Origin of the sequence: Pseudomonas sp. COR18 (genome assembly GCF_048568395.1) — a bacterium.
Lineage (GTDB): Bacteria > Pseudomonadota > Gammaproteobacteria > Pseudomonadales > Pseudomonadaceae > Aquipseudomonas > Aquipseudomonas fuscovaginae_B.
The window spans coordinates 1456996-1476308 of sequence record NZ_CP183808.1 but is presented as its reverse complement, the minus strand read 5'-3'; the positions used below and the strand labels follow the sequence as shown (position 1 = coordinate 1476308).

Annotated in this window: 15 protein-coding genes and 1 pseudogene; 9 read left to right on the top strand and 7 right to left on the bottom strand. The window is 64.4% G+C overall.

The features are described from left to right. The first annotated feature begins 1 nt into the window (after window position 1). The 9 genes from murD (at window position 2) to lpxC (ending at window position 10473) form a co-directional block, all read left to right on the top strand. Window positions 2–1348: a UDP-N-acetylmuramoyl-L-alanine--D-glutamate ligase gene (gene murD, locus ACM62G_RS06875; protein ID WP_054059863.1), complete on the top strand. Its 1347-nt coding sequence runs from the start codon at window positions 2–4 to the stop codon at window positions 1346–1348. Continuing rightward, the gene (ftsW, locus tag ACM62G_RS06870) at window positions 1345–2559 is read left to right on the top strand and encodes a putative lipid II flippase FtsW (protein ID WP_054059862.1); all 1215 of its coding nucleotides are present in this window, start codon (window positions 1345–1347) and stop codon (window positions 2557–2559) included. The genes murD and ftsW overlap by 4 nt, the downstream gene beginning before the upstream one ends. Further along, entirely contained in the window at window positions 2549–3619 is a 1071-nt protein-coding gene (gene murG, locus ACM62G_RS06865) for an undecaprenyldiphospho-muramoylpentapeptide beta-N-acetylglucosaminyltransferase (RefSeq protein ID WP_054059861.1), read from the top strand. Before ftsW ends, murG begins: the two co-directional genes overlap by 11 nt. After that, a complete protein-coding gene (murC, locus tag ACM62G_RS06860; RefSeq protein ID WP_054059860.1) occupies window positions 3612–5072 on the top strand; it encodes a UDP-N-acetylmuramate--L-alanine ligase in 1461 nt (486 codons plus the stop codon). The genes murG and murC overlap by 8 nt, the downstream gene beginning before the upstream one ends. Continuing rightward, window positions 5069–6037, top strand: a complete 969-nt coding sequence (locus tag ACM62G_RS06855) for a D-alanine--D-alanine ligase (RefSeq protein WP_419736918.1) — start codon at window positions 5069–5071, stop codon at window positions 6035–6037. Before murC ends, ACM62G_RS06855 begins: the two co-directional genes overlap by 4 nt. Before the next feature lie 6 nt (window positions 6038–6043). Beyond that, window positions 6044–6913 carry a cell division protein FtsQ/DivIB gene (locus ACM62G_RS06850; protein ID WP_054059858.1) on the top strand — a complete coding sequence of 290 codons (870 nt, stop codon included), beginning with the start codon at window positions 6044–6046 and terminating at the stop codon, window positions 6911–6913. Window positions 6914–6927: 14 nt separating this feature from the next. Then, window positions 6928–8193 (top strand): cell division protein FtsA, encoded by a 1266-nt coding sequence (gene ftsA, locus ACM62G_RS06845; protein ID WP_017904846.1) that lies wholly within the window; start codon window positions 6928–6930, stop codon window positions 8191–8193. Window positions 8194–8249: 56 nt separating this feature from the next. Continuing rightward, on the top strand, window positions 8250–9449 hold the full coding sequence (gene ftsZ / locus ACM62G_RS06840) for a cell division protein FtsZ (protein ID WP_419736917.1): 1200 nt from the start codon (window positions 8250–8252) through the stop codon (window positions 9447–9449). A gap of 112 nt (window positions 9450–9561) precedes the next feature. Continuing rightward, window positions 9562–10473, top strand: a complete 912-nt coding sequence (gene lpxC / locus ACM62G_RS06835; RefSeq protein WP_010452622.1) for a UDP-3-O-acyl-N-acetylglucosamine deacetylase — start codon at window positions 9562–9564, stop codon at window positions 10471–10473. A gap of 51 nt (window positions 10474–10524) precedes the next feature. Here the strand turns inward: lpxC and ACM62G_RS06830 are convergent, their stop codons facing one another. The 7 genes and pseudogenes from ACM62G_RS06830 to ACM62G_RS06800 form a co-directional block, all read right to left on the bottom strand. Continuing rightward, on the bottom strand, window positions 10525–12009 hold the full coding sequence (locus tag ACM62G_RS06830) for a sensor domain-containing diguanylate cyclase (RefSeq protein ID WP_419736916.1): 1485 nt from the start codon (window positions 12007–12009) through the stop codon (window positions 10525–10527). Between the two features lie 119 nt (window positions 12010–12128). Further along, window positions 12129–12248 (bottom strand): annotated as a pseudogene (locus ACM62G_RS06825) (OprD family outer membrane porin); the annotation flags it as partial. A 278-nt stretch (window positions 12249–12526) separates the two neighbouring features. After that, window positions 12527–12748 (bottom strand): hypothetical protein, encoded by a 222-nt coding sequence (locus tag ACM62G_RS06820; protein ID WP_419736915.1) that lies wholly within the window; start codon window positions 12746–12748, stop codon window positions 12527–12529. 129 nt (window positions 12749–12877) lie between these two features. Beyond that, window positions 12878–14242, bottom strand: coding sequence for a heavy metal sensor histidine kinase (locus ACM62G_RS06815; protein WP_054061931.1), 1365 nt, complete (start codon window positions 14240–14242; stop codon window positions 12878–12880). After that, window positions 14232–14912 (bottom strand): heavy metal response regulator transcription factor, encoded by a 681-nt coding sequence (locus ACM62G_RS06810; protein WP_017904851.1) that lies wholly within the window; start codon window positions 14910–14912, stop codon window positions 14232–14234. The genes ACM62G_RS06815 and ACM62G_RS06810 overlap by 11 nt, the downstream gene beginning before the upstream one ends. 9 nt (window positions 14913–14921) lie before the next feature. Beyond that, complete coding sequence (locus tag ACM62G_RS06805) at window positions 14922–18017, bottom strand: multidrug efflux RND transporter permease subunit (protein WP_419736914.1); 3096 nt, start codon at window positions 18015–18017, stop codon at window positions 14922–14924. Then, the gene (locus tag ACM62G_RS06800; protein ID WP_273825732.1) at window positions 18014–19177 is read right to left on the bottom strand and encodes an efflux RND transporter periplasmic adaptor subunit; all 1164 of its coding nucleotides are present in this window, start codon (window positions 19175–19177) and stop codon (window positions 18014–18016) included. Before ACM62G_RS06800 ends, ACM62G_RS06805 begins: the two co-directional genes overlap by 4 nt. Window positions 19178–19313 lie beyond the last annotated feature (136 nt).

Here is a 19313-nt window from a genome sequence, read left to right as displayed (position 1 = left end):
CGTGTCGCTGATCGCTTCTGACCACTTCCGCATCGTTGTCGGCCTCGGCAAGAGCGGCATGTCCCTGGTTCGCTTCCTGGCGAACCGGGGCGTTGCCTTTGCGGTGGCCGATACGCGGGAGAATCCACCGGAGCTGGCCACGCTGCGCCGTGACTACCCTCAGGTGGAAGTGCGTTGTGGCGAGCTGGATGTCGAGTTTCTCTGCCGTGCCGACGAACTCTACGTGAGCCCGGGCCTGGCCCTGGCGACCCCGGCGTTGCAGGCGGCTGCGGCCCGTGGCGTTAAACTGTCCGGCGATATCGAGCTGTTCGCGCGTAACGCGAAGGCGCCGATCGTCGCCATCACCGGCTCCAACGCCAAGAGCACCGTGACCACCCTGGTGGGCGAAATGGCGGCTGCTGCCGGCAAGCGCGTGGCGGTCGGTGGCAACCTCGGCACCCCGGCGCTGGACCTGCTCGGCGACGATATCGAACTGTATGTGCTGGAGCTGTCGAGCTTCCAGCTGGAAACCACCGACCAGTTGAACGCTGCGGTGGCGACCGTGCTCAACATCAGCGAAGACCACATGGACCGCTACAGCGGCCTGCCGGCCTATCACCTGGCCAAGCACCGGATCTTCCGCGGAGCGAAGCAGGTGGTGGTCAACCGCCAGGACGCCCTGTCCCGGCCGCTGATGAGCGAAGGCCTGCCCTGCTGGACCTTCGGTCTGGGCAAGCCGGACTTCAAGGCTTTCGGCCTGCGCGAGGAAGGCGGCGAGAAATACCTGGCCTTCGAGTTCCAGAACCTGATGCCGGTGCGCGAGCTGAAGATCCGTGGTGCCCACAACCAGTCCAATGCCTTGGCCGCGTTGGCGCTGGGGCATGCCGTGGGGTTGCCGTTCGACGCGATGCTGTCGAGCCTGCGCACCTTCGGCGGCCTCGAACACCGCTGCCAATGGGTGCGCGAGCACAACGGCGTGAACTACTACAACGACTCCAAGGCCACCAATGTCGGTGCCGCGCTGGCGGCCATCGAGGGCCTGGGAGCCGATATCGACGGCAAGCTGGTGCTGGTCGCCGGCGGCGACGGCAAGGGCGCGGATTTTTCCGCCCTGCGTGCGCCGGTTGCGGCCCACTGCCGGGCGGTGGTCCTGCTGGGTCGCGATGCCGAACTGCTGGCCCAGGCGCTGGGCGACGAAGTGCCATTGATTCGTGTGCAGACCCTGGACGAAGCGGTGCGGCGTAGCGCCGAGCTGGCCCGGGACGGCGATGCCGTGCTGTTGTCGCCAGCCTGCGCCAGCCTCGACATGTTCAGGAACTTCGAAGAGCGCGGGCGCCTGTTCGCCAGTGCCGTGGAGGGCTTGGCATGAATTTCAATATCCTCAAGCCGTATCCGTCGCCGATCATCACCGGGCGTGGTGTCGACGTCGATTTCCCGATGCTCGCCGGCTGCCTGGCGCTGCTCGGCCTCGGCCTGGTGATGATCACCTCGGCATCTTCCGAAGTGGCTGCCGTGCAATCGGGCAACGCGCTGTACCACATGATCCGCCACCTGATCTATCTGGTCATCGGCGTGGGCGCCTGCATCGCCACGATGATGGTACCGATCGCCACCTGGCAGCGCATGGGCTTCATGATGCTGGTGGGCGCCTTCGGCCTGCTGGTGATGGTGCTGCTGCCGGGTATCGGCCGTGAAGTGAACGGTTCGATGCGCTGGATCGGGTTCAGTTTCTTCAACGTGCAGCCTTCGGAAATCGCCAAGGTGTTCGTGGTGATCTACCTCGCCGGCTACCTGGTGCGTCGGCAGAAGGAAGTGCGCGAGAGCTGGATGGGCTTCTTCAAGCCGTTCGTCGTACTGCTGCCGATGGCCGGCCTGTTGCTGATGGAGCCGGACTTCGGGGCCACCGTGGTGATGATGGGGGCCGCGGCGGCAATGCTGTTCCTCGGCGGCGTCGGGCTGTTGCGCTTCGGCTTGATGGTGTTGCTGGCCGTGGTCGCGGTGGTGGTGCTGATCAAGGCGCAACCCTACCGGATGGCCCGTCTGACCACCTTCACCGACCCCTGGGCCGACCAGTTCGGTTCCGGCTACCAGCTGACCCAGGCGCTGATCGCCTTCGGTCGTGGCGAGTGGCTGGGGGTCGGCCTGGGCAACAGCGTGCAGAAGCAGTTCTACCTGCCCGAAGCCCATACCGACTTCGTGTTCTCCGTACTCGCCGAAGAGCTGGGTGCGGTGGGCTCGCTGTGCACTGTCGCACTGTTCGTGTTCGTCAGCGTGCGGGCCATGTACATCGGCCTGTGGGCGGAGAAGGCCAAGCAGTTCTTTGCCGCCTACATGGCCTACGGCCTGGCGTTCCTGTGGATCGGCCAGTTCCTGATCAACATCGGCGTGAACGTCGGCCTGCTGCCGACCAAGGGCCTGACCCTGCCGTTTCTCAGCTACGGTGGCAGCTCCCTGGTGATCTGCTGCGCCTGTCTCGGCCTGTTGCTGCGCATCGAGTGGGAGAGTCGAACCCACCTGGGCAGCGAAGAGATGGAGTTCGATGAAAGCGACTTTGCTGAGGACACTCCCTATGGCCGCTAACGTACTGATCATGGCCGGCGGCACCGGCGGCCACGTGTTCCCGGCGCTGGCGTGTGCCCGCGAGTTCCAGGCGCGGGGCTTCACCGTGCACTGGCTGGGCACGCCGCGCGGTATCGAAAACGAACTGGTGCCCAATGCCGGGTTGCCGCTGCACCTGATCAACGTCGCCGGCCTGCGTGGCAAGAGCAAGCTGTCGCTGCTCAAGGCGCCGTTCGTGCTGTTGCGGGCGATCTGGCAGGCGCACAAGGTGATCCGCCAACTGAAGCCGGTCTGCGTGCTGGGCTTTGGTGGTTATGTCACCGGTCCTGGTGGGGTCGCCGCGCGCCTGGCTGGCGTTCCGGTGATCGTGCACGAGCAGAATGCCGTGGCGGGTACCGCCAATCGGCTGCTGGTGCCGCTGGCGGCACGGGTCTGCGAAGCTTTCCCGAATACCTTTGGCGCCTCGGACAAGCGTCGTACCACTGGCAACCCGGTGCGGCCGGAGCTGTTCCTGGAGACTCCGCGCCAGGCCCTGGGCGGCCGTCCGGCACGCCTGCTGATCCTCGGTGGCAGCCTTGGCGCCGAACCGTTGAACAAGCTGCTGCCCGAGGCCCTGGCCCAGGTACCGGCCGAGTACCGCCCGGAGGTTTTCCACCAGGCCGGTCGCAACCACGACCAAGTGACCGCCGAACGCTACCAGGCGGCGGGTGTCGAGGCGCAGGTGGCGCCCTTTATCAAGGACATGGCCCAAGCCTATGGCTGGGCCGACCTGGTGGTCTGTCGCGCAGGCGCCTTGACCGTCAGTGAACTGGCTGCTGCCGGTCTGCCCTCGTTGCTGGTGCCTCTGCCCCATGCGATCGACGACCACCAGACTCGCAATGCCGAATATTTGGCCGGGGAGGGCGCTGCCTTCCTGCTGCCGCAAAGAACGACTGGCGCCGCCGATCTGGCGGCACGCCTGACAGAGGTTTTGATGCAACCGGAACGACTGAACACCATGGCGAGCACCGCACGCCGCCTGGCCAAGCCCGATGCTACCCGCACCGTCGTCGAGATCTGCCTGGAGGTGGCCCATGGTTGAGAGTCAGAAAGCCATCCCGCAACCGGAAATGCGCCGCATCCGTCGCATCCACTTCGTCGGGATCGGCGGCGTGGGCATGTGCGGGATCGCCGAAGTACTGCTGAACCTGGGCTATGAAGTGTCCGGTTCCGACCTGAAGACCTCGCCGGTCACCGACCGGCTCGAGTCGTTTGGCGCGAAGATCTTCATCGGCCATCGTTCCGAGAACGCCGCCAGCGCCGACGTGCTGGTGGTGTCGAGCGCCGTGAACAAGTCCAACCCGGAAGTCGCGACCGCCCTGGAACGTCGTATTCCGGTGGTGCCGCGGGCCGAGATGCTCGCCGAACTGATGCGTTATCGCCACGGCATCGCCGTGGCCGGTACCCATGGCAAGACCACCACCACCAGCCTGATCGCTTCGGTGTTCGCCGCTGGCGGCCTCGATCCGACCTTCGTCATCGGCGGCCGGCTGAATGCCGCGGGTACCAATGCCCAGCTCGGTACCAGCCGCTACCTGATCGCCGAAGCCGATGAAAGCGATGCCAGCTTCCTGCACCTGCAGCCGCTGGTCGCCGTGGTCACCAACATCGACGCCGACCACATGGACACCTACGAGGGTGACTTCAGCAAGCTGAAGAAGACCTTCGTCGAGTTCCTCCACAACCTGCCGTTCTACGGCCTGGCCGTGGTCTGCCTGGACGATCCGGTGGTGCGCGAAATTCTCCCGCAGATCGCGCGTCCGACCGTGACCTACGGGGTTCACGAAGACGCCGACGTGCGCGCGATCAATATCCGCCAGGCCGGCATGCAGACCCACTTCACTGTGCTGCGCCGCGATCGCGAGCCGCTGAACGTGTCGGTGAACATGCCGGGCAACCACAACGTGCTGAACGCCCTGGCCACCATCGCCATTGCCACCGACGAGGGCATCAGCGATGAAGCCATCGTCCAGGGCCTGTCGGGCTTCCAGGGTGTCGGTCGGCGCTTCCAGGTCTACGGCGAACTGCCGGTGGACGGCGGCAGCGTGATGCTGGTCGACGACTACGGCCACCACCCGACCGAAGTCGCGGCAGTGATCAAGGCCGTGCGTGGTGGCTGGCCGGAGCGCCGCCTGGTGATGGTCTACCAGCCGCATCGCTATACCCGTACCCGCGACCTGTACGACGATTTCGTCCAAGTCCTGGCCGACGCCAACGTGCTGCTGCTGATGGAAGTCTATCCGGCGGGCGAAGAGGCCATTCCCGGTGCGGACAGCCGCCAGTTGTGCCGCAGTATCCGCCAGCGTGGCCAGCTCGATCCGATCTACATCGAGCGTGGCGTGGACCTGGCGCCGCTGGTCAAGCCACTGCTGCAACCGGGCGACATCCTGCTGTGCCAGGGCGCCGGTGATATCGGTGGCCTCGCGCCGCAATTGCTCAAGAGTTCGCTGTTCGCAGGTGCGGTTGCCGCTGCCGGCGCGGAGAAATCGAAATGACCGCCGCCTACGCCAACCTGTTTTCGACCCTCGAGCCGAAGGACTTCGGTCGCGTCGCCGTGCTGTACGGCGGCAAGAGCGCCGAGCGTCCGGTTTCGCTGAAATCCGGCGCCGCCGTGCTTGAGGCACTGCAGGGCGCTGGCGTCGACGCCTTCGGTATCGACGTCGGCGACGATCTGTTGCAGCGCCTGCTGAACGAGAAGATCGACCGGGCCTTCATCATTCTGCATGGTCGCGGTGGTGAAGACGGCAGCATGCAGGGCCTGCTGGAGTGCCTGGAGATTCCCTACACCGGTAGCGGCATCCTGGCCTCGGCCCTGGCCATGGACAAGTTGCGCACCAAGCAGGTGTGGCACAGCCTGGGTATTCCAACCCCGCGCCACGCCGTGCTGGGTTGCGAAGCCGACTGTATTTCAGCCGGTGCGGAACTGGGTTTCCCTTTGATCGTCAAACCTGCTCATGAAGGCTCCAGTATCGGGATGGCCAAGGTGACCAGCGTCGACGAATTGATCGCCGCCTGGAAAGCCGCCGCCACCTACGACTCGCAAGTGTTGGTCGAACAGTGGATTCACGGTCCGGAGTTCACCATTGCGACGCTGCGTGGCCAGGTTCTGCCGCCGATCGCCCTCGGCACCCCGCATTCGTTCTACGACTACGACGCCAAGTACCTGGCATCCGATACCCAGTACCGGATCCCTTGTGGCCTCGACACTGCCAAGGAAAAGGAACTGATGGACCTCACGGCGAAAGCCTGCGAGGCGCTCGGTATCGCCGGTTGGGCGCGTGCCGACGTGATGCAGGACGCCGAGGGCCAGTTCTGGTTCCTGGAAGTCAACACCGCCCCGGGCATGACCGACCACAGTCTGGTACCCATGGCGGCACGTGCGGCCGGCCTCGATTTCCAGCAACTGGTGCTGGCGATCCTGGCGGAAAGTGTCGCCAGCAATCCAGGACCGAGAGGTTAACGAGCCATGCACGGCGCGCAGATTCGTCATCAGCCACCCGGTTCCGGCCGTAACAAGCCGGTGCCGCGGGGCGCCAGTCGAATGGTGGCCAAGGAGCCGGTGTCGGCGCGTCTGCCGAAAGCCAACTTCGGCTTCCTGAAGCGCCTGATGTGGCCGGTCCTGCTGGTGGCCCTGGGCTTTGGCACCTACGAGGGAGCCCAGCGCCTGCTGCCCTATGCGGATCGGCCGATCAGCAAGATCAACGTTCAGGGCGACCTGAGCTACATCAGCCAGCAGGCGGTGCAGCAGCGGATCGCGCCGTACGTGGCGGCGAGCTTCTTCACCATCGACCTGGCGGGTATGCGCGCCGAGCTGGAAACCATGCCGTGGATCGCCCACGCCGAAGTCCGCCGGGTCTGGCCGGACCAGGTGGTGATCCGCCTGGAAGAGCAGTTGCCGGTGGCCCGCTGGGGCGACGAGGCGCTGCTGAACAACCAGGGCCAGGCGTTCGCGCCGCGGGAACTGGCGAACTACGAACATCTGCCACAGTTGTTCGGCCCGCAGCGGGCCCAACAGCAGGTGATGCAGCAGTACCAGGTCCTGAGCCAGATGTTGCGCCCGCTGGGGTTCTCCATCGCCCGGCTGGAACTGCGGGAACGGGGCAGCTGGTTCCTGACCACCGGCGCGGGCAGCGCGGGGCCGGGCATCCAGTTGTTGTTGGGCCGCGACCATCTGGTCGAGAAGATGCGCCGTTTCATTGCCATTTATGAAAAAACGCTGAAAGAACAGATTACGAACATTGCCAGCATCGATCTGCGCTACGCCAACGGCCTGGCCGTCGGATGGCGGGAACCTGTGGCACCCGTAGCGGACAAACCCGCCGTTGCGAAGAATTAAGAAGAGGCAGGACCATGGCAAACGTGCAAAGCGGCAAAATGATCGTCGGACTGGATATCGGCACCTCCAAGGTGGTGGCGCTGGTGGGCGAGGTTGCGGCCGATGGCACAGTGGAAATCGTCGGTATCGGCACTCATCCCTCCCGCGGCCTGAAGAAGGGTGTGGTGGTGAATATCGAGTCGACCGTTCAATCGATCCAGCGGGCGGTGGAAGAGGCGCAGTTGATGGCCGGCTGCCGGATCCACTCGGCGTTCGTCGGCGTGGCGGGCAATCACATCCGCAGCCTGAACTCCCATGGCATCGTCGCCATCCGTGATCGCGAAGTCAGTTCGGCGGACCTGGAACGCGTGCTCGATGCGGCCCAGGCCGTGGCGATCCCGGCCGACCAACGGGTACTGCACACCCTGCCGCAGGACTACGTGATCGACAACCAGGAAGGCGTGCGCGAGCCCCTGGGCATGTCCGGCGTGCGTCTGGAAGCCAAGGTCCACGTGGTCACCTGCGCGGTGAACGCGGCACAGAACATCGAGAAATGCGTACGTCGTTGCGGTCTGGAAATCGACGACATCATCCTCGAGCAGCTGGCTTCGGCCTATTCGGTACTGACCGACGACGAGAAGGAACTGGGCGTGTGCCTGGTGGACATCGGCGGCGGAACCACCGACATCGCCATCTTCACCGAAGGTGCGATCCGCCATACCGCGGTGATCCCGATCGCCGGCGACCAGGTGACCAACGATATCGCCATGGCGTTGCGCACTCCGACCCAGTACGCCGAAGAGATCAAGATCCGCTATGCCTGCGCCCTGGCCAAGCTGGCCGGTGCCGGCGAAACCATCAAGGTCCCGAGCGTGGGTGATCGTCCGCCGCGCGAGCTGTCGCGCCAGGCCCTGGCCGAAGTGGTCGAGCCGCGTTACGACGAACTGTTCACGCTGATCCAGGCCGAGCTGCGTCGCAGCGGCTACGAAGACCTGATTCCGGCCGGCATCGTGCTGACCGGTGGTACCTCGAAGATGGAAGGCGCGGTCGAGCTGGCCGAAGAAATTTTCCACATGCCGGTCCGCCTGGGTGTTCCGCACACCGTCAAGGGGCTGTCCGACGTGGTCCGCAATCCAATCTATTCAACTGGGGTGGGGCTGTTGCTGTACGGGCTGCAAAAGCAGTCGGACGGCATTTCCCTGTCCGGTTACAACGGCGGCAACAGAAACGACTATCGCGATGAAGAGCAGAAAGCTCCTGTATTCGAGCGCCTGAAGCGCTGGGTCCAGGGCAACTTTTAAAGTTTCAAAGCAGTAGAAGTAGGCGAAAAAACTAGAGAAATGAAAGGAGAGGGAACATGTTCGAACTCGTAGACAACGTCCCACAAAGCCCGGTAATCAAGGTTATCGGTGTCGGCGGTGGCGGCGGCAATGCCGTCAACCACATGGTCAAGACCAACATCGAAGGCGTCGAATTCATCTGCGCCAACACCGATGCCCAGGCGCTGAAGAACATCGGCGCGCGGACCATCCTGCAACTGGGCACCGGCGTGACCAAGGGCCTGGGTGCCGGTGCCAATCCGGAAGTCGGCCGCCAGGCCGCTCTGGAAGACCGCGAGCGCATCGCCGAAGTGCTGCAGGGCACCAACATGGTGTTCATCACCACCGGCATGGGCGGCGGTACGGGTACCGGTGCAGCGCCGATCATCGCCGAAGTGGCGAAGGAAATGGGCATTCTCACCGTTGCGGTGGTGACCCGTCCGTTCCCGTTCGAAGGGCGCAAGCGCATGCAGATCGCTGACGAGGGCATCCGCGCCCTGAGCGACAGCGTCGACTCGCTGATCACCATTCCCAACGAGAAGCTGCTGACCATCCTGGGCAAGGACGCCAGCCTCCTGTCGGCTTTCGCCAAGGCCGACGACGTGCTGGCCGGTGCCGTTCGCGGTATCTCCGACATCATCAAGCGTCCGGGCATGATCAACGTCGACTTCGCCGACGTGCGTACCGTGATGAGCGAGATGGGCATGGCGATGATGGGCACTGGCTGCGCCAGCGGTCCCAACCGTGCACGTGAAGCCACCGAGGCGGCGATCCGCAACCCGCTGCTCGAAGACGTCAACCTGCAGGGCGCGCGCGGTATCCTGGTGAACATCACCGCCGGTCCCGACCTGTCCCTGGGCGAGTACTCCGACGTGGGTAGCATCATCGAGGCCTTCGCTTCGGAAGCGGCGATGGTCAAGGTCGGTACCGTTATCGATCCGGACATGCGCGACGAACTGCACGTGACCGTGGTTGCCACCGGTCTGGGTGCCCGCATCGAGAAGCCTGTGAAGGTCATCGACAACACCCTGCAGACCGCCGCCAGCCAACCGGCCACCACCCAGGCACCTGCTGCCGCGCGTCAGGAACTGCCGTCGGTGAACTACCGCGACCTGGATCGTCCGACCGTCATGCGCAACCAGGCCCAGGCCGGTGCTGCGACTGCCGCGAAGATGAACCCGCAGGACGATCTGGACTATCTGGATATCCCGGCCTTCCTGCGTCGTCAGGCCGATTGATGGAATGTATCAGGAGTATTAGGGTGATTGGTGTTCAGCAAAGGTCTGGTCTGATATTATCGCCAGCCTTTGTTGATACCTGTTCGCAATTTGCGCTGAAGCGGCCAAAGCCATGATTAAACAACGCACCCTGAAAAATATTATCCGTGCTACAGGTGTCGGCCTGCACTCGGGCGAGAAGGTCTATCTGACCCTCAAACCAGCGCCCGTGGATACCGGCATCGTGTTTTGTCGTGCCGACCTCGACCCTGTGGTGCAGATTCCTGCGCGCGCGGAAAACGTTGGTGAAACCACCATGTCGACCACCCTGGTCAACGGTGACACCAAAGTGGACACGGTGGAGCACTTGCTCTCGGCCATGGCTGGCCTGGGCATCGATAACGCCTACGTCGAGCTCTCCGCGTCCGAAGTTCCGATCATGGACGGCAGCGCTGGACCCTTCGTATTCCTGATTCAATCCGCCGGCCTGGAAGAACAGGACGCAGCCAAGAAGTTCATCCGCATCCTGCGCGAAGTCACAGTGGAAGACGGCGACAAGCGCGCCACTTTCGTGCCTTTCGACGGGTTCAAGGTGAGCTTCGAGATCGATTTCGATCACCCGGTGTTCCGTGACCGCACCCAGAGTGCCAGCGTGGATTTCTCCAGCACGTCGTTCGTGAAGGAAGTCAGCCGCGCCCGTACCTTTGGCTTCATGAGTGATATCGAGTACCTGCGCAAGCACAACCTCGCACTCGGCGGCAGCGTGGAAAACGCCATCGTGGTCGACTCGGACGGTGTACTGAACGAAGACGGCCTTCGTTACGAAGACGAATTCGTCAAGCACAAGATCCTCGACGCCATCGGTGACCTCTACCTGCTGGGCAACAGCCTGATTGGTGAGTTCAAGGGCTTCAAGTCCGGTCACGCGCTGAACAACCAGCTCCTGCGCAAGCTCATCGAGCAGAAGGATGCCTGGGAAGTGGTGACTTTCGAAGACGCCAGCACGGCGCCGATCTCGTACATGCGTCCCGTTGCGGCCGTGTAACGACTTTCTCCTTTTGTTGTTCTTCAAAGGCTGCCCCCGGGCAGCCTTTTTTTATGCCGCGAGTTCGATGTCCGCGGCGTGAACCACCTGGTCGCGACCGTTGTGCTTGGCCTGGTACAGCGCCTGGTCGGCAGCCTGTAGCAGTTGCTCGATGTTGGCCCCGGCGCTGACGGCTTCGCGGGAAACCAATCGGGTGCTGGCGCCGATACTGACGGTTAGAGGGCAGGCCCCGGCGACCGGCGCTGGCATCTGCCGGATGGCATTCAGAATCTTCCCGGCCAGGCAACGGGCGCCGTTCTCGTCGGTTTGGGGCAGGATCACCGCGAACTCCTCGCCGCCATAACGCGCGAGCAGGTCAGCCGGGCGGCGAATGTTCTCGCCGATCACCCGGGCGATTCGACGCAGGGCTTCGTCGCCCATCGGATGCCCATGGCTGTCGTTGAACGCCTTGAAGTGGTCGGCATCGATCATCAGCAGCGACAGCGGCTGGCCTGAGCGTTGTGCCCGGTTCCATTCGTGCAGCAACGACTGGTCCAGGGCCCGGCGGTTGGCGACGCCCGTGAGGCTGTCGGTGGTGGCCAGCTCGGCCAGTTCCTGCTCGGCCCGCTGGCGTCGGCGCAGTTCCCGCGCCAGCAGCCAGCTCAGCCACAACAGGCCGGCGCACAACCCGCCGGTGGCGCTGCCCACCAGCCAGGTGGTACGCCACCAGGCGGCATAGACTTCTTCCTCCGACAGTGCCACCACCACGATCAGCGGCAATTCGCCGACCCGGGAAAAGGTATACAGCCGCTGCTTGCCGTCGACACCGGAGATCGCGCTGAAACTGCCATTGCCCTCATGCACGATGCGCAGGAAGTTGGGACGCTGGCTGAAGTCCTTGCCGACCATGTCGGCACTCATCAGCGGCTCCTGGGCGAGCAGGATGCCATCGCTGCTGAGCAGGTTGACCGTACTGCTGGCACCGATATTCAGGGTCTTGAACAGTTCGTTGAAGTAGCTCAGGCGTATCGCGGCCCGGGCCACGCCGAGAAATTCGCCTTCGGGCGACGATACCCGGCGGCTGAAGCCGATGCGCCAGTCGATCATGCGCCCGCGGGCGAGGAACGGATGGCTGACCATCATTGTCGGGCTGGGGTTGTCGATATGGGCCTTGAAGTATTCGCGGTCGGCGAAGTTGCCTGGCCGGGGCTCGACCGAGGACGAGTCGGCAATCACCTCGCCATGCTTGTCGAGCAGCAGGATATCGCCCTTCTGCGGGGACGCCGTGGCGCTGTCGAACAGCGCCAGGTGACGAACCTGCGGCGAGACGTGCTTGAGGTCCTCGCGCCGCGCCGCGGCAATCAGGTCCTGCAGTGACTTGTCGTAGAGTTCGGCATTGCGCAGGACATCGGCGTCGATCAGTTGCACGATGTTCGTGGCGGCACGCGTGGCCACCAGTTCCGCGCTGCCCCGTTCACGGATCAGCAGATAGATGACGATGCCGAGGATCGCGCTGACGCTGAGGCCGCTGCCCAGTACCAGCAGCAGGCGAGGCATTGCCGAACGGTTCGAAGAGTGATTGATGGCAAACCTCATGCTGCTCGGGGGTGTCGGGGCCTGTATAAAGCCCCAGCGTAAAAAAGGCCAGCCTCCGCCAGCTGACCCTTTACCGAATGCTAGAAGATATTCACCGGGTAGTCGACGATGACCCGATACTCGTCGACCGCCGAACAGCCCGCACTGCTGCGGTTGCTCGCCCACCGCAGGCGGATCGCCAGCTCCCTGGCCTGGCCTCCTGCACCACGTAGCGGACGTTCGCTGGCAGGATGCTGGAGCCTTCGCCGGCCTGGGCAGCGTTCGACATCGTTGCAGCCGGAGCAATGAAGATCGGCCTGAGTGAGAGGGCGATCTTCATGACTGTCGAGCTACTTGAATCGATGAGACGGTCGTTCCTGTTGCGTGACGCAGGCGGCAGGCGACAATAAAGAAAGCCGCTGTATCAGCGGCTTTTGAAGCCATCGATCCCGGGCAGGAAACTGGATCGATGGAGAGGGAAACGTTCTGCGGGCAGCTTTCAGCTGTCCCTGGCGCTGTCCGGCTGAGCCGGATTTACCGAGCTGGGCCGCTCTGGCGTGCGGCTTTGGGCCTTGGCGGTCATTTCGACGTGATCCTGGCGGGCAGCGGCCCGGGCGGCGTTCTGCGCGACGAAAGACTGGGACTCCTCGGCGTGCGCCAGAGGCGACAACATGACAGCGGACAGGACAAAGAGACTGGCCATACCCATGGAACTGGACATTTTAAAGAACCTTCTTGCTGAGCAAGTGCTGTTGGTTGAGGCAAGGTTAAATGCCCTGGGGGCCTGGAAAAAGACCGGCCCGCTTGAAGGACTGTTACGTTCTGGGCAACAGTCCCTGTCGGGAGAGCGTCAGGCGGGGAGATGGATGCCGAAGGTATTGACGCCGTCGCCGCTGTGCACGAACACATCGCCGCCGTGCATCAGCGCGATCGCCTTGACGATCGCCAGGCCCAGTCCATGGTTGGCGCCACTGTTGCTGCGTGAGGCATCGACTCGATAGAAGCGTTCGAACAGGCGCGACAGATGCTCGCTGGCGATGGTTTCCCCAGGGTTGGACACCGCGATCGTCACCTGCCCGCCCTCCTGCTCGATGCGTACCAGAATCACCTGCTCGGGCGCGGTGTGTTGCACCGCGTTGCTCAGCAGGTTGATCAGCGCCCGACGCAGGTGGGCGATCTCGATCCGCACCAGGGCATCGCCACTGACCTCGACCCGGACCCGGGCGTCCTCGAGAATGAAATCCAGGTAGTCGAGGGTCGTCGCCACCTCTGCCGCCAGCGAGGTACTGATCAGCTTGGTGGCCTTGCTGCCCTGGTCGGCGCTGGCCAGGAACAGCATGTCGTTGATGATCGAGCGCAGGCGCTCCAGTTCCTCGAGGTTCGATTGCAGCACCTCGAAGTAATGTTCGGCGGAGCGTCCGCGGGTCAGTGCCACCTGGGTCTGGCCGATCAGGTTGGTCAGCGGCGAGCGCAGTTCGTGGGCGACATCGGCGTTGAACGATTCCAGTCGCGAATAGGCCTGTTCCACCCGCTCCAGGGTCGAGTTGAAGGCATTGACGAACTGGCTGAGCTCCGGCGGCAGCGGCGACAGCTGCAGGCGTCCGGTCAGGCGTGGCGGGGCCAGCTTGCCGGCCTCCTGTGACAGCTTGATCAACGGCTTGAGGCCGATCCGGGCGACCCAGTAGCCCAGGGCCGAGGCCAGCAGCACACCGACTATCGCCAGGCTGACCAGGGCGATCAGCAACTGGTGCTGGGTCTGACGGAAGGTCTCGGTGTCGATGGCGATCAGGAACTGCAAGGGCGGCCGCTGGTCCTTGGCCGGCATGGTATTGAGCAGCACCTTGAACGGGTAGGCGTGCCCCGGCAACTGCAGGTCACGCATGCCCCTGGGGCCGGCGGCGAAGGCGCGGATCTGCGCATCGGGCGCGCCGTATTCATAGTTCGGGTCGCTGCTGACCACCCAGAAGCGGATGCGCTTGTCCTCCTCGCCCAGTTGCTTGAGCTTGGCGCTGAACTTGGCCCAGTGATCCGGCGTGCCGAAACGGTTGATCGAGGATTCGAGCACGCTGTAGCGCGCATCCAGTTCAGCTTCGGGCAGCAGACCCAGGCCCTTTTCCACCTGCAGGTACAACGCACCGCCGATCAGCAGGAACACCAGCAGCGCCACCAGGCTGAACAGGGTGCTCAGGCGCAGGGCGATGGAGTTAGTCGACACCGCGGCTCTCCAGCACATAACCCATGCCGCGGATGGTGTGCAGCAGTTTCTGTTCGAACGGGCCGTCGAGCTTGGCGCGCAGGCGCTTGATCGCCACCTCGACGACGTTGGCATCGCTGTCGAAATTGATATCCCAGACCATCTCGGCAATCGCCGTCTTCGAGAGGATTTCGCCCTGGCGCCGGGCCAGCACACTGAGCAGCGAGAACTCCTTGGCGGTCAGGTCCAGGCGCTGGCCAGCGCGGCTGGCCTTGCGGCTGATCAGGTCGACCCAGAGGTCGGCGACGCTGATCTGCACCGGCTCATGGCCGCCGCCGCTGCGCCGGGTCAGGGCCTGCAGGCGGGCCACCAGTTCGAGAAAGGAAAACGGTTTGCCCAGGTAGTCGTCGGCGCCATCGCGCAGGCCACGGATGCGGTCCTCGACCCGCTCGCGGGCGGTGAGCATGATCACCGGGGTCTGCTTGCGTGCCCGCAGGGCCTTGAGCACGCCAAAGCCGTCGAGTTCCGGCAGCATCACGTCGAGGACGATCACCGCGTAATCGCTTTCCAGCGCCAGGTGCAGGCCGCCGACGCCATCGCGCGCGAGGTCGACGGTGTAGCCCTGCTCGGTCAGGCCGCGATGCAGGTAGTCGGCGGTTTTTTCTTCATCTTCGATAATCAGGACACGCATGGCTCAGCCTCAATGAGTGATCGCCGGCACGGCTGCCGGTTGGGGCCGATGGAAAAGCCGCTCGAGCCACAAGTATATGACGGGCGTGGTGAACAGCGTCAGCGCCTGGCTCACCAGCAGGCCGCCGACCACGGCGATCCCCAGTGGCTGGCGCAGTTCGGCGCCGGTACCGTGGCCGAGCATTAGCGGCAGGGCGCCGAGCAGGGCCGCCAGGGTGGTCATGATGATCGGTCGGAAGCGGGTGACACAGGCCTTGTAGATGGCTTGCTCGGGCGTCAGCCCGCCCCGTTGGGCCTCGAGGGCGAAGTCGATCATCAGGATGCCGTTCTTCTTCACGATACCGATCAGCAGCACCAGGCCGATCAGCGCCATGATCGAGAAATCCTGGCCCAGCAGCCAGAGCATGATCAGTGCGCCGAGGCCGGCGGAGGGCAGGGTGGAGATGATCGTCAGCGGGTGCACGAAACTCTCGTAGAGCACGCCGAGAATGATGTACACCGCCACCAGTGCCGCGAGGATCAGCCACGGCTGGCTGGCCAGGGAGCTCTGGAAGGCCTGGGCCGCGCCCTGGAAGTTGCCGCTGATGGAGGCCGGCATGCCGATCTCGTTCTTCGCCTGGTCAAGCAGCAGCACCGCGTCGCCCAGGGCCACGCCGGGGCTGAGGTTGAACGACAGGTTGGCGGCCGGGAACATGCCATCGTGGGCGATCGACAGCGGCCCGCTGGTGGGCACATCGAAGCGCGCCAGGGCCGACAGCGGCACCATCTCGCCGGTCAGCGGCGAACGCAGGTAGAAGTAGTTCAGGCTCTCGGCCTTGCCACGCTGGGCGGTGTCCAGCTCGAGGATCACGTTGTACTGGTTGGTCTCGGTCTGGTACTCGTTGACCTGGCGCTGGCCGAACGCATCGTAGAGCGCTTCGTCGACATCGCTGGCGGTCAGGCCGAAGCGCGCGGCGGCCCGCCGGTCGATAGTGATGTGGGTGATGCTGCCACCCAGTTGCAGGTCGTTGGACAGGTCGCGGAACGCCGGGTTGGCCCGCAGCTTTTCCGTTAGGCGCTGGGTCCAGGTGTTCAGCAGGTCGCCGTCGTTGCTCTTGAGCACGTACTGGTACTGGGCCCGGCTCGGCCCGGAGCTGAGATTGATATCCTGGCCGGCGCGCAGGTAGAGCACGATGCCGGGGATCCGCATCAACTGCGGCCGGATCCGGTCGATGAAGGCGCTGGCGGACACGTCGCGCTGGTCACGGGGCTTGAGGGCGATCCAGAAGCGGCCGTTGGCGATGGTCTGGTTGGTGCCCGAGACCCCCACCGAGTGGGAGAAGGCCTGTACCGCCGGGTCGGCGGCGACGATTTCGGCCAGGGCCTTGTGCTTGGCCACCATGTCGTCGAACGAGACATCGGCGGCGGCCTCGGTGGTGCCCAGCACGAAGCCGGTGTCCTGCACCGGGAAGAAACCCTTGGGAATGAATACGTAGCCGGCCACGGCCAGGCCGAGGGTCAGGCAGAAAATCCCGAACATCAGTTTCTGGTGGGCCAGGGCACGACGCAGGCCGCGTTCGTAGAGTGCCAGCAGGCGCTCGCCGACAGTCGCCCTGGCGTGCTCGTGATGCACCGGCGCGCGCATGAACAGGGCCGCCAGGGTCGGGGCGAGGGTCAGCGAGACCACCACCGAGATCAGGATAGTCGAGGTCGCGGTCAGGGCGAACTCCTTGAACAGCCGGCCCACCACCCCGCCCATGAACAGCAGCGGGATGAAGGCGGCGATCAGCGAGAAGCTGATGGAGACCACGGTGAAGCCGATCTCCCCGGCACCCTTGATGGCGGCTTCGCGCATGCCGTCGCCGGCCTCCAGGTGTCGGTGGATGTTTTCCACCACGACGATCGCGTCGTCCACCACGAAGCCGACGGCAATGACGATCGCCACCAGGGTCAGGTTGTTCAGGCTGAAGCCCATCACGTACATCAGTGCGAAGCTGGCCACCAGCGACACGCCGAGCACCGCCGAGACGATCAGGGTCGCCGACAGCTGGCGCAGGAACAGCGCCATTACCGCCACCACCAGCAGGATGGCGATCAGCAGCGTCATTTCCACTTCATGCAGGGAGGCGCGGATGGTCTGGGTGCGGTCGATCAGTTCCCTGACCTGCACCGAGGCCGGCAGCATGGCCTCCAGGCCCGGCAGGGCGGCCTTGATCCGCTCCACGGTTTCGACAATGTTCGCCCCCGGCTGGCGCGAGATCACCAGGTTCACCCCCGGCACATCGCCGGACCAGGCCTGCACATAGGCGTCTTCGGAGCCACGGACCACCCGGGCGATATCCTTGAGCTGCACCGGCGCGCCGTTCTTGTAGGAGACGATCAGCTCACCGTACTGCTGCGGCTGGAACAACTGGTCGTTGGTCGAGAGGGTCGAGATGCTCGATTTGCCGTACAGGGCGCCCTTGGCCAGGTTGAGGCTGGTCTGCTGGATCGCCAGGCGGAGGTCGGCCAGGGTCAGGCCGATGGCCGCCAGGCGGTCCGCCGAAGCCTGCACGCGGATGGCCGGACGCTGCTGGCCGGTGATGTTGATCTGGCCGACGCCATCGATCTGGCTGAGCTGGCGGGCCAGCAGGGTCTCGGCATAGTCGCTCAGTTCGGTGCCGGGCATCTGGCTGGAACTGACACTCAGGATCAGCACCGGACTGTCGGCCGGGTTGACCTTGCGCCAGGTGGGCAGGGTCGGCATGTCCTTGGGCAGCTTGCCCGAGGCGGTGTTGATCGCCGCCTGGACCTCCTGTGCGGCGGTATCGATGCTTTTGCTCAGGGTGAATTGCAGGGTCAGGGTGGTGGTACCCAGGGCACTGCTGGAGGTCATCTGGGTCACGCCGGGGATGGCGCTGAACTGCACTTCCAGCGGTGTCGCCACCGAAGACGCCATGGTCTGCGGACTGGCACCGGGCAGTTGCGCGGACACCTGGATGGTCGGGAATTCGGCCTCCGGCAACGGTGCCAGCGGCAGCCGCGGGAAGGCGATCAGCCCGAGCAGGACCAGGGCGAAGGTGAGCAGGATGGTCGCCACCGGGTGATTGATGCACCAGGCCGAGACGCCGCGGCTGTCCTTGATCATGGCTTGGGTTCTCCGGCCACGGCCTGCCCGGCCAGCCCGGGCGCACCGAGTATCTCGACCAGGGCGCCGGGCTTGAGTCGCGACTGGCCGTCGCTGACCAACTGATCGCCGGCCTGCACGCCCTGGATGATGTTCTGTTCGCTGTCCTGGTAAGGCACCTGGACCGGCACCACTTCCACGCCCTTGTCCTTGACCCGGTAGACGAAGTAGCCGTCCAGGCCGCGTTGCACCACCGTCGGCGGTACCACCAGGGCGCCGCGGTCGAGGGCGGTCTGGATCTTGATATTGACCAGTTGGCCCGGCCACAGCTTCTGACTCGGGTTGCTGAACTCGGCCTTGGCCTTGATGGTGCCGGTGGTGGCCGAGACCTGATTGTCGATCAGCGTCAGATGACCGGAGCCGAGCAGGCTGTCACCGTGGCCTTCGTCGCCCAGGTAGGCTTTCACCGCTGCTGGCCTGTCGGCGCCAAGCAGCCCCTGCAGGGTTGGCAGCATCTGTTGCGGCAGGGAGAACTCCACGGCGATCGGATCGATCTGGGTCACGGAAAACAGGCCCTGGGCATCACTCATGCGCAGGAAGTTGCCCTCATCGACGGAGCGGATACCGACCCGGCCGGTCACCGGCGAACGGATCCGGGTATAGGACAGTTGCACCTGCGCCGCGTCAATCGCCGCCTGGTTGCCGAGGGTGGTGGCCTTGAGCTGGTTGACCAGGGCCTGCTGCTGGTCGTAGGTCTGCTTCGAGATCCCGTTGTCGACGGTCAACTGCCTGTAGCGCTTGAGGTCGACCTCGGCCACCTGCAATTGCGCCTGGCTTTGCGCCAGTTGTGCCTTGGCCTGGGACAGGCTGGCCTGGATCGAGCGGTCATCAAGGGTCGCCAGCAGGTCGCCTTCCTTGACCAGTTGCCCTTCCTTGACCAGCAGGCGGGTGAGGATGCCATCGATCTGTGGGCGGATCACCACGCTATGCAGTGACAGGGTCGTACCGATGCCGCTGGCATAACGCGGGACGTCCTGTTGCACCACGTGGATGACCTTGACCGGGATCGGCGCGTTGCCGGCGTGCCGGACGGGAGCGGTGCGGGTCAATGTCCAGGTGGCACCGGCGGCCACCACCAGGATCGCGGCAAGGCCCAACAGGGTTTTCTTCGGGATGTGCATGGTGTCAAAAAGCCGGTACGAATGGAAGGAAGGCCAATGCTGGCAGAACAGTAGCCTCTTTATAACCCCGCCATCCGGTCAGCACGGTGACGGCTAACTGACACGGCTGTCAGCTACGGCCCGCTTGGACAGTCAT

Coding starts and splice junctions, on each gene's coding strand:
- ftsA (WP_017904846.1), top strand. CDS start 6,928: ATGGCAAACGTGCAAAGCGGCAAAATGATCGTCGGACTGGATATCGGC.
- murG (WP_054059861.1), top strand. CDS start 2,549: ATGGCCGCTAACGTACTGATCATGGCCGGCGGCACCGGCGGCCACGTG.
- ACM62G_RS06820 (WP_419736915.1), bottom strand. CDS start 12,748: ATGTCCAGTTCCATGGGTATGGCCAGTCTCTTTGTCCTGTCCGCTGTC.
- ACM62G_RS06800 (WP_273825732.1), bottom strand. CDS start 19,177: ATGCACATCCCGAAGAAAACCCTGTTGGGCCTTGCCGCGATCCTGGTG.
- ACM62G_RS06805 (WP_419736914.1), bottom strand. CDS start 18,017: ATGATCAAGGACAGCCGCGGCGTCTCGGCCTGGTGCATCAATCACCCG.
- ACM62G_RS06850 (WP_054059858.1), top strand. CDS start 6,044: ATGCACGGCGCGCAGATTCGTCATCAGCCACCCGGTTCCGGCCGTAAC.
- ACM62G_RS06855 (WP_419736918.1), top strand. CDS start 5,069: ATGACCGCCGCCTACGCCAACCTGTTTTCGACCCTCGAGCCGAAGGAC.
- ftsW (WP_054059862.1), top strand. CDS start 1,345: ATGAATTTCAATATCCTCAAGCCGTATCCGTCGCCGATCATCACCGGG.
- ftsZ (WP_419736917.1), top strand. CDS start 8,250: ATGTTCGAACTCGTAGACAACGTCCCACAAAGCCCGGTAATCAAGGTT.
- murC (WP_054059860.1), top strand. CDS start 3,612: ATGGTTGAGAGTCAGAAAGCCATCCCGCAACCGGAAATGCGCCGCATC.
- lpxC (WP_010452622.1), top strand. CDS start 9,562: ATGATTAAACAACGCACCCTGAAAAATATTATCCGTGCTACAGGTGTC.
- ACM62G_RS06810 (WP_017904851.1), bottom strand. CDS start 14,912: ATGCGTGTCCTGATTATCGAAGATGAAGAAAAAACCGCCGACTACCTG.
- ACM62G_RS06830 (WP_419736916.1), bottom strand. CDS start 12,009: ATGCCTCGCCTGCTGCTGGTACTGGGCAGCGGCCTCAGCGTCAGCGCG.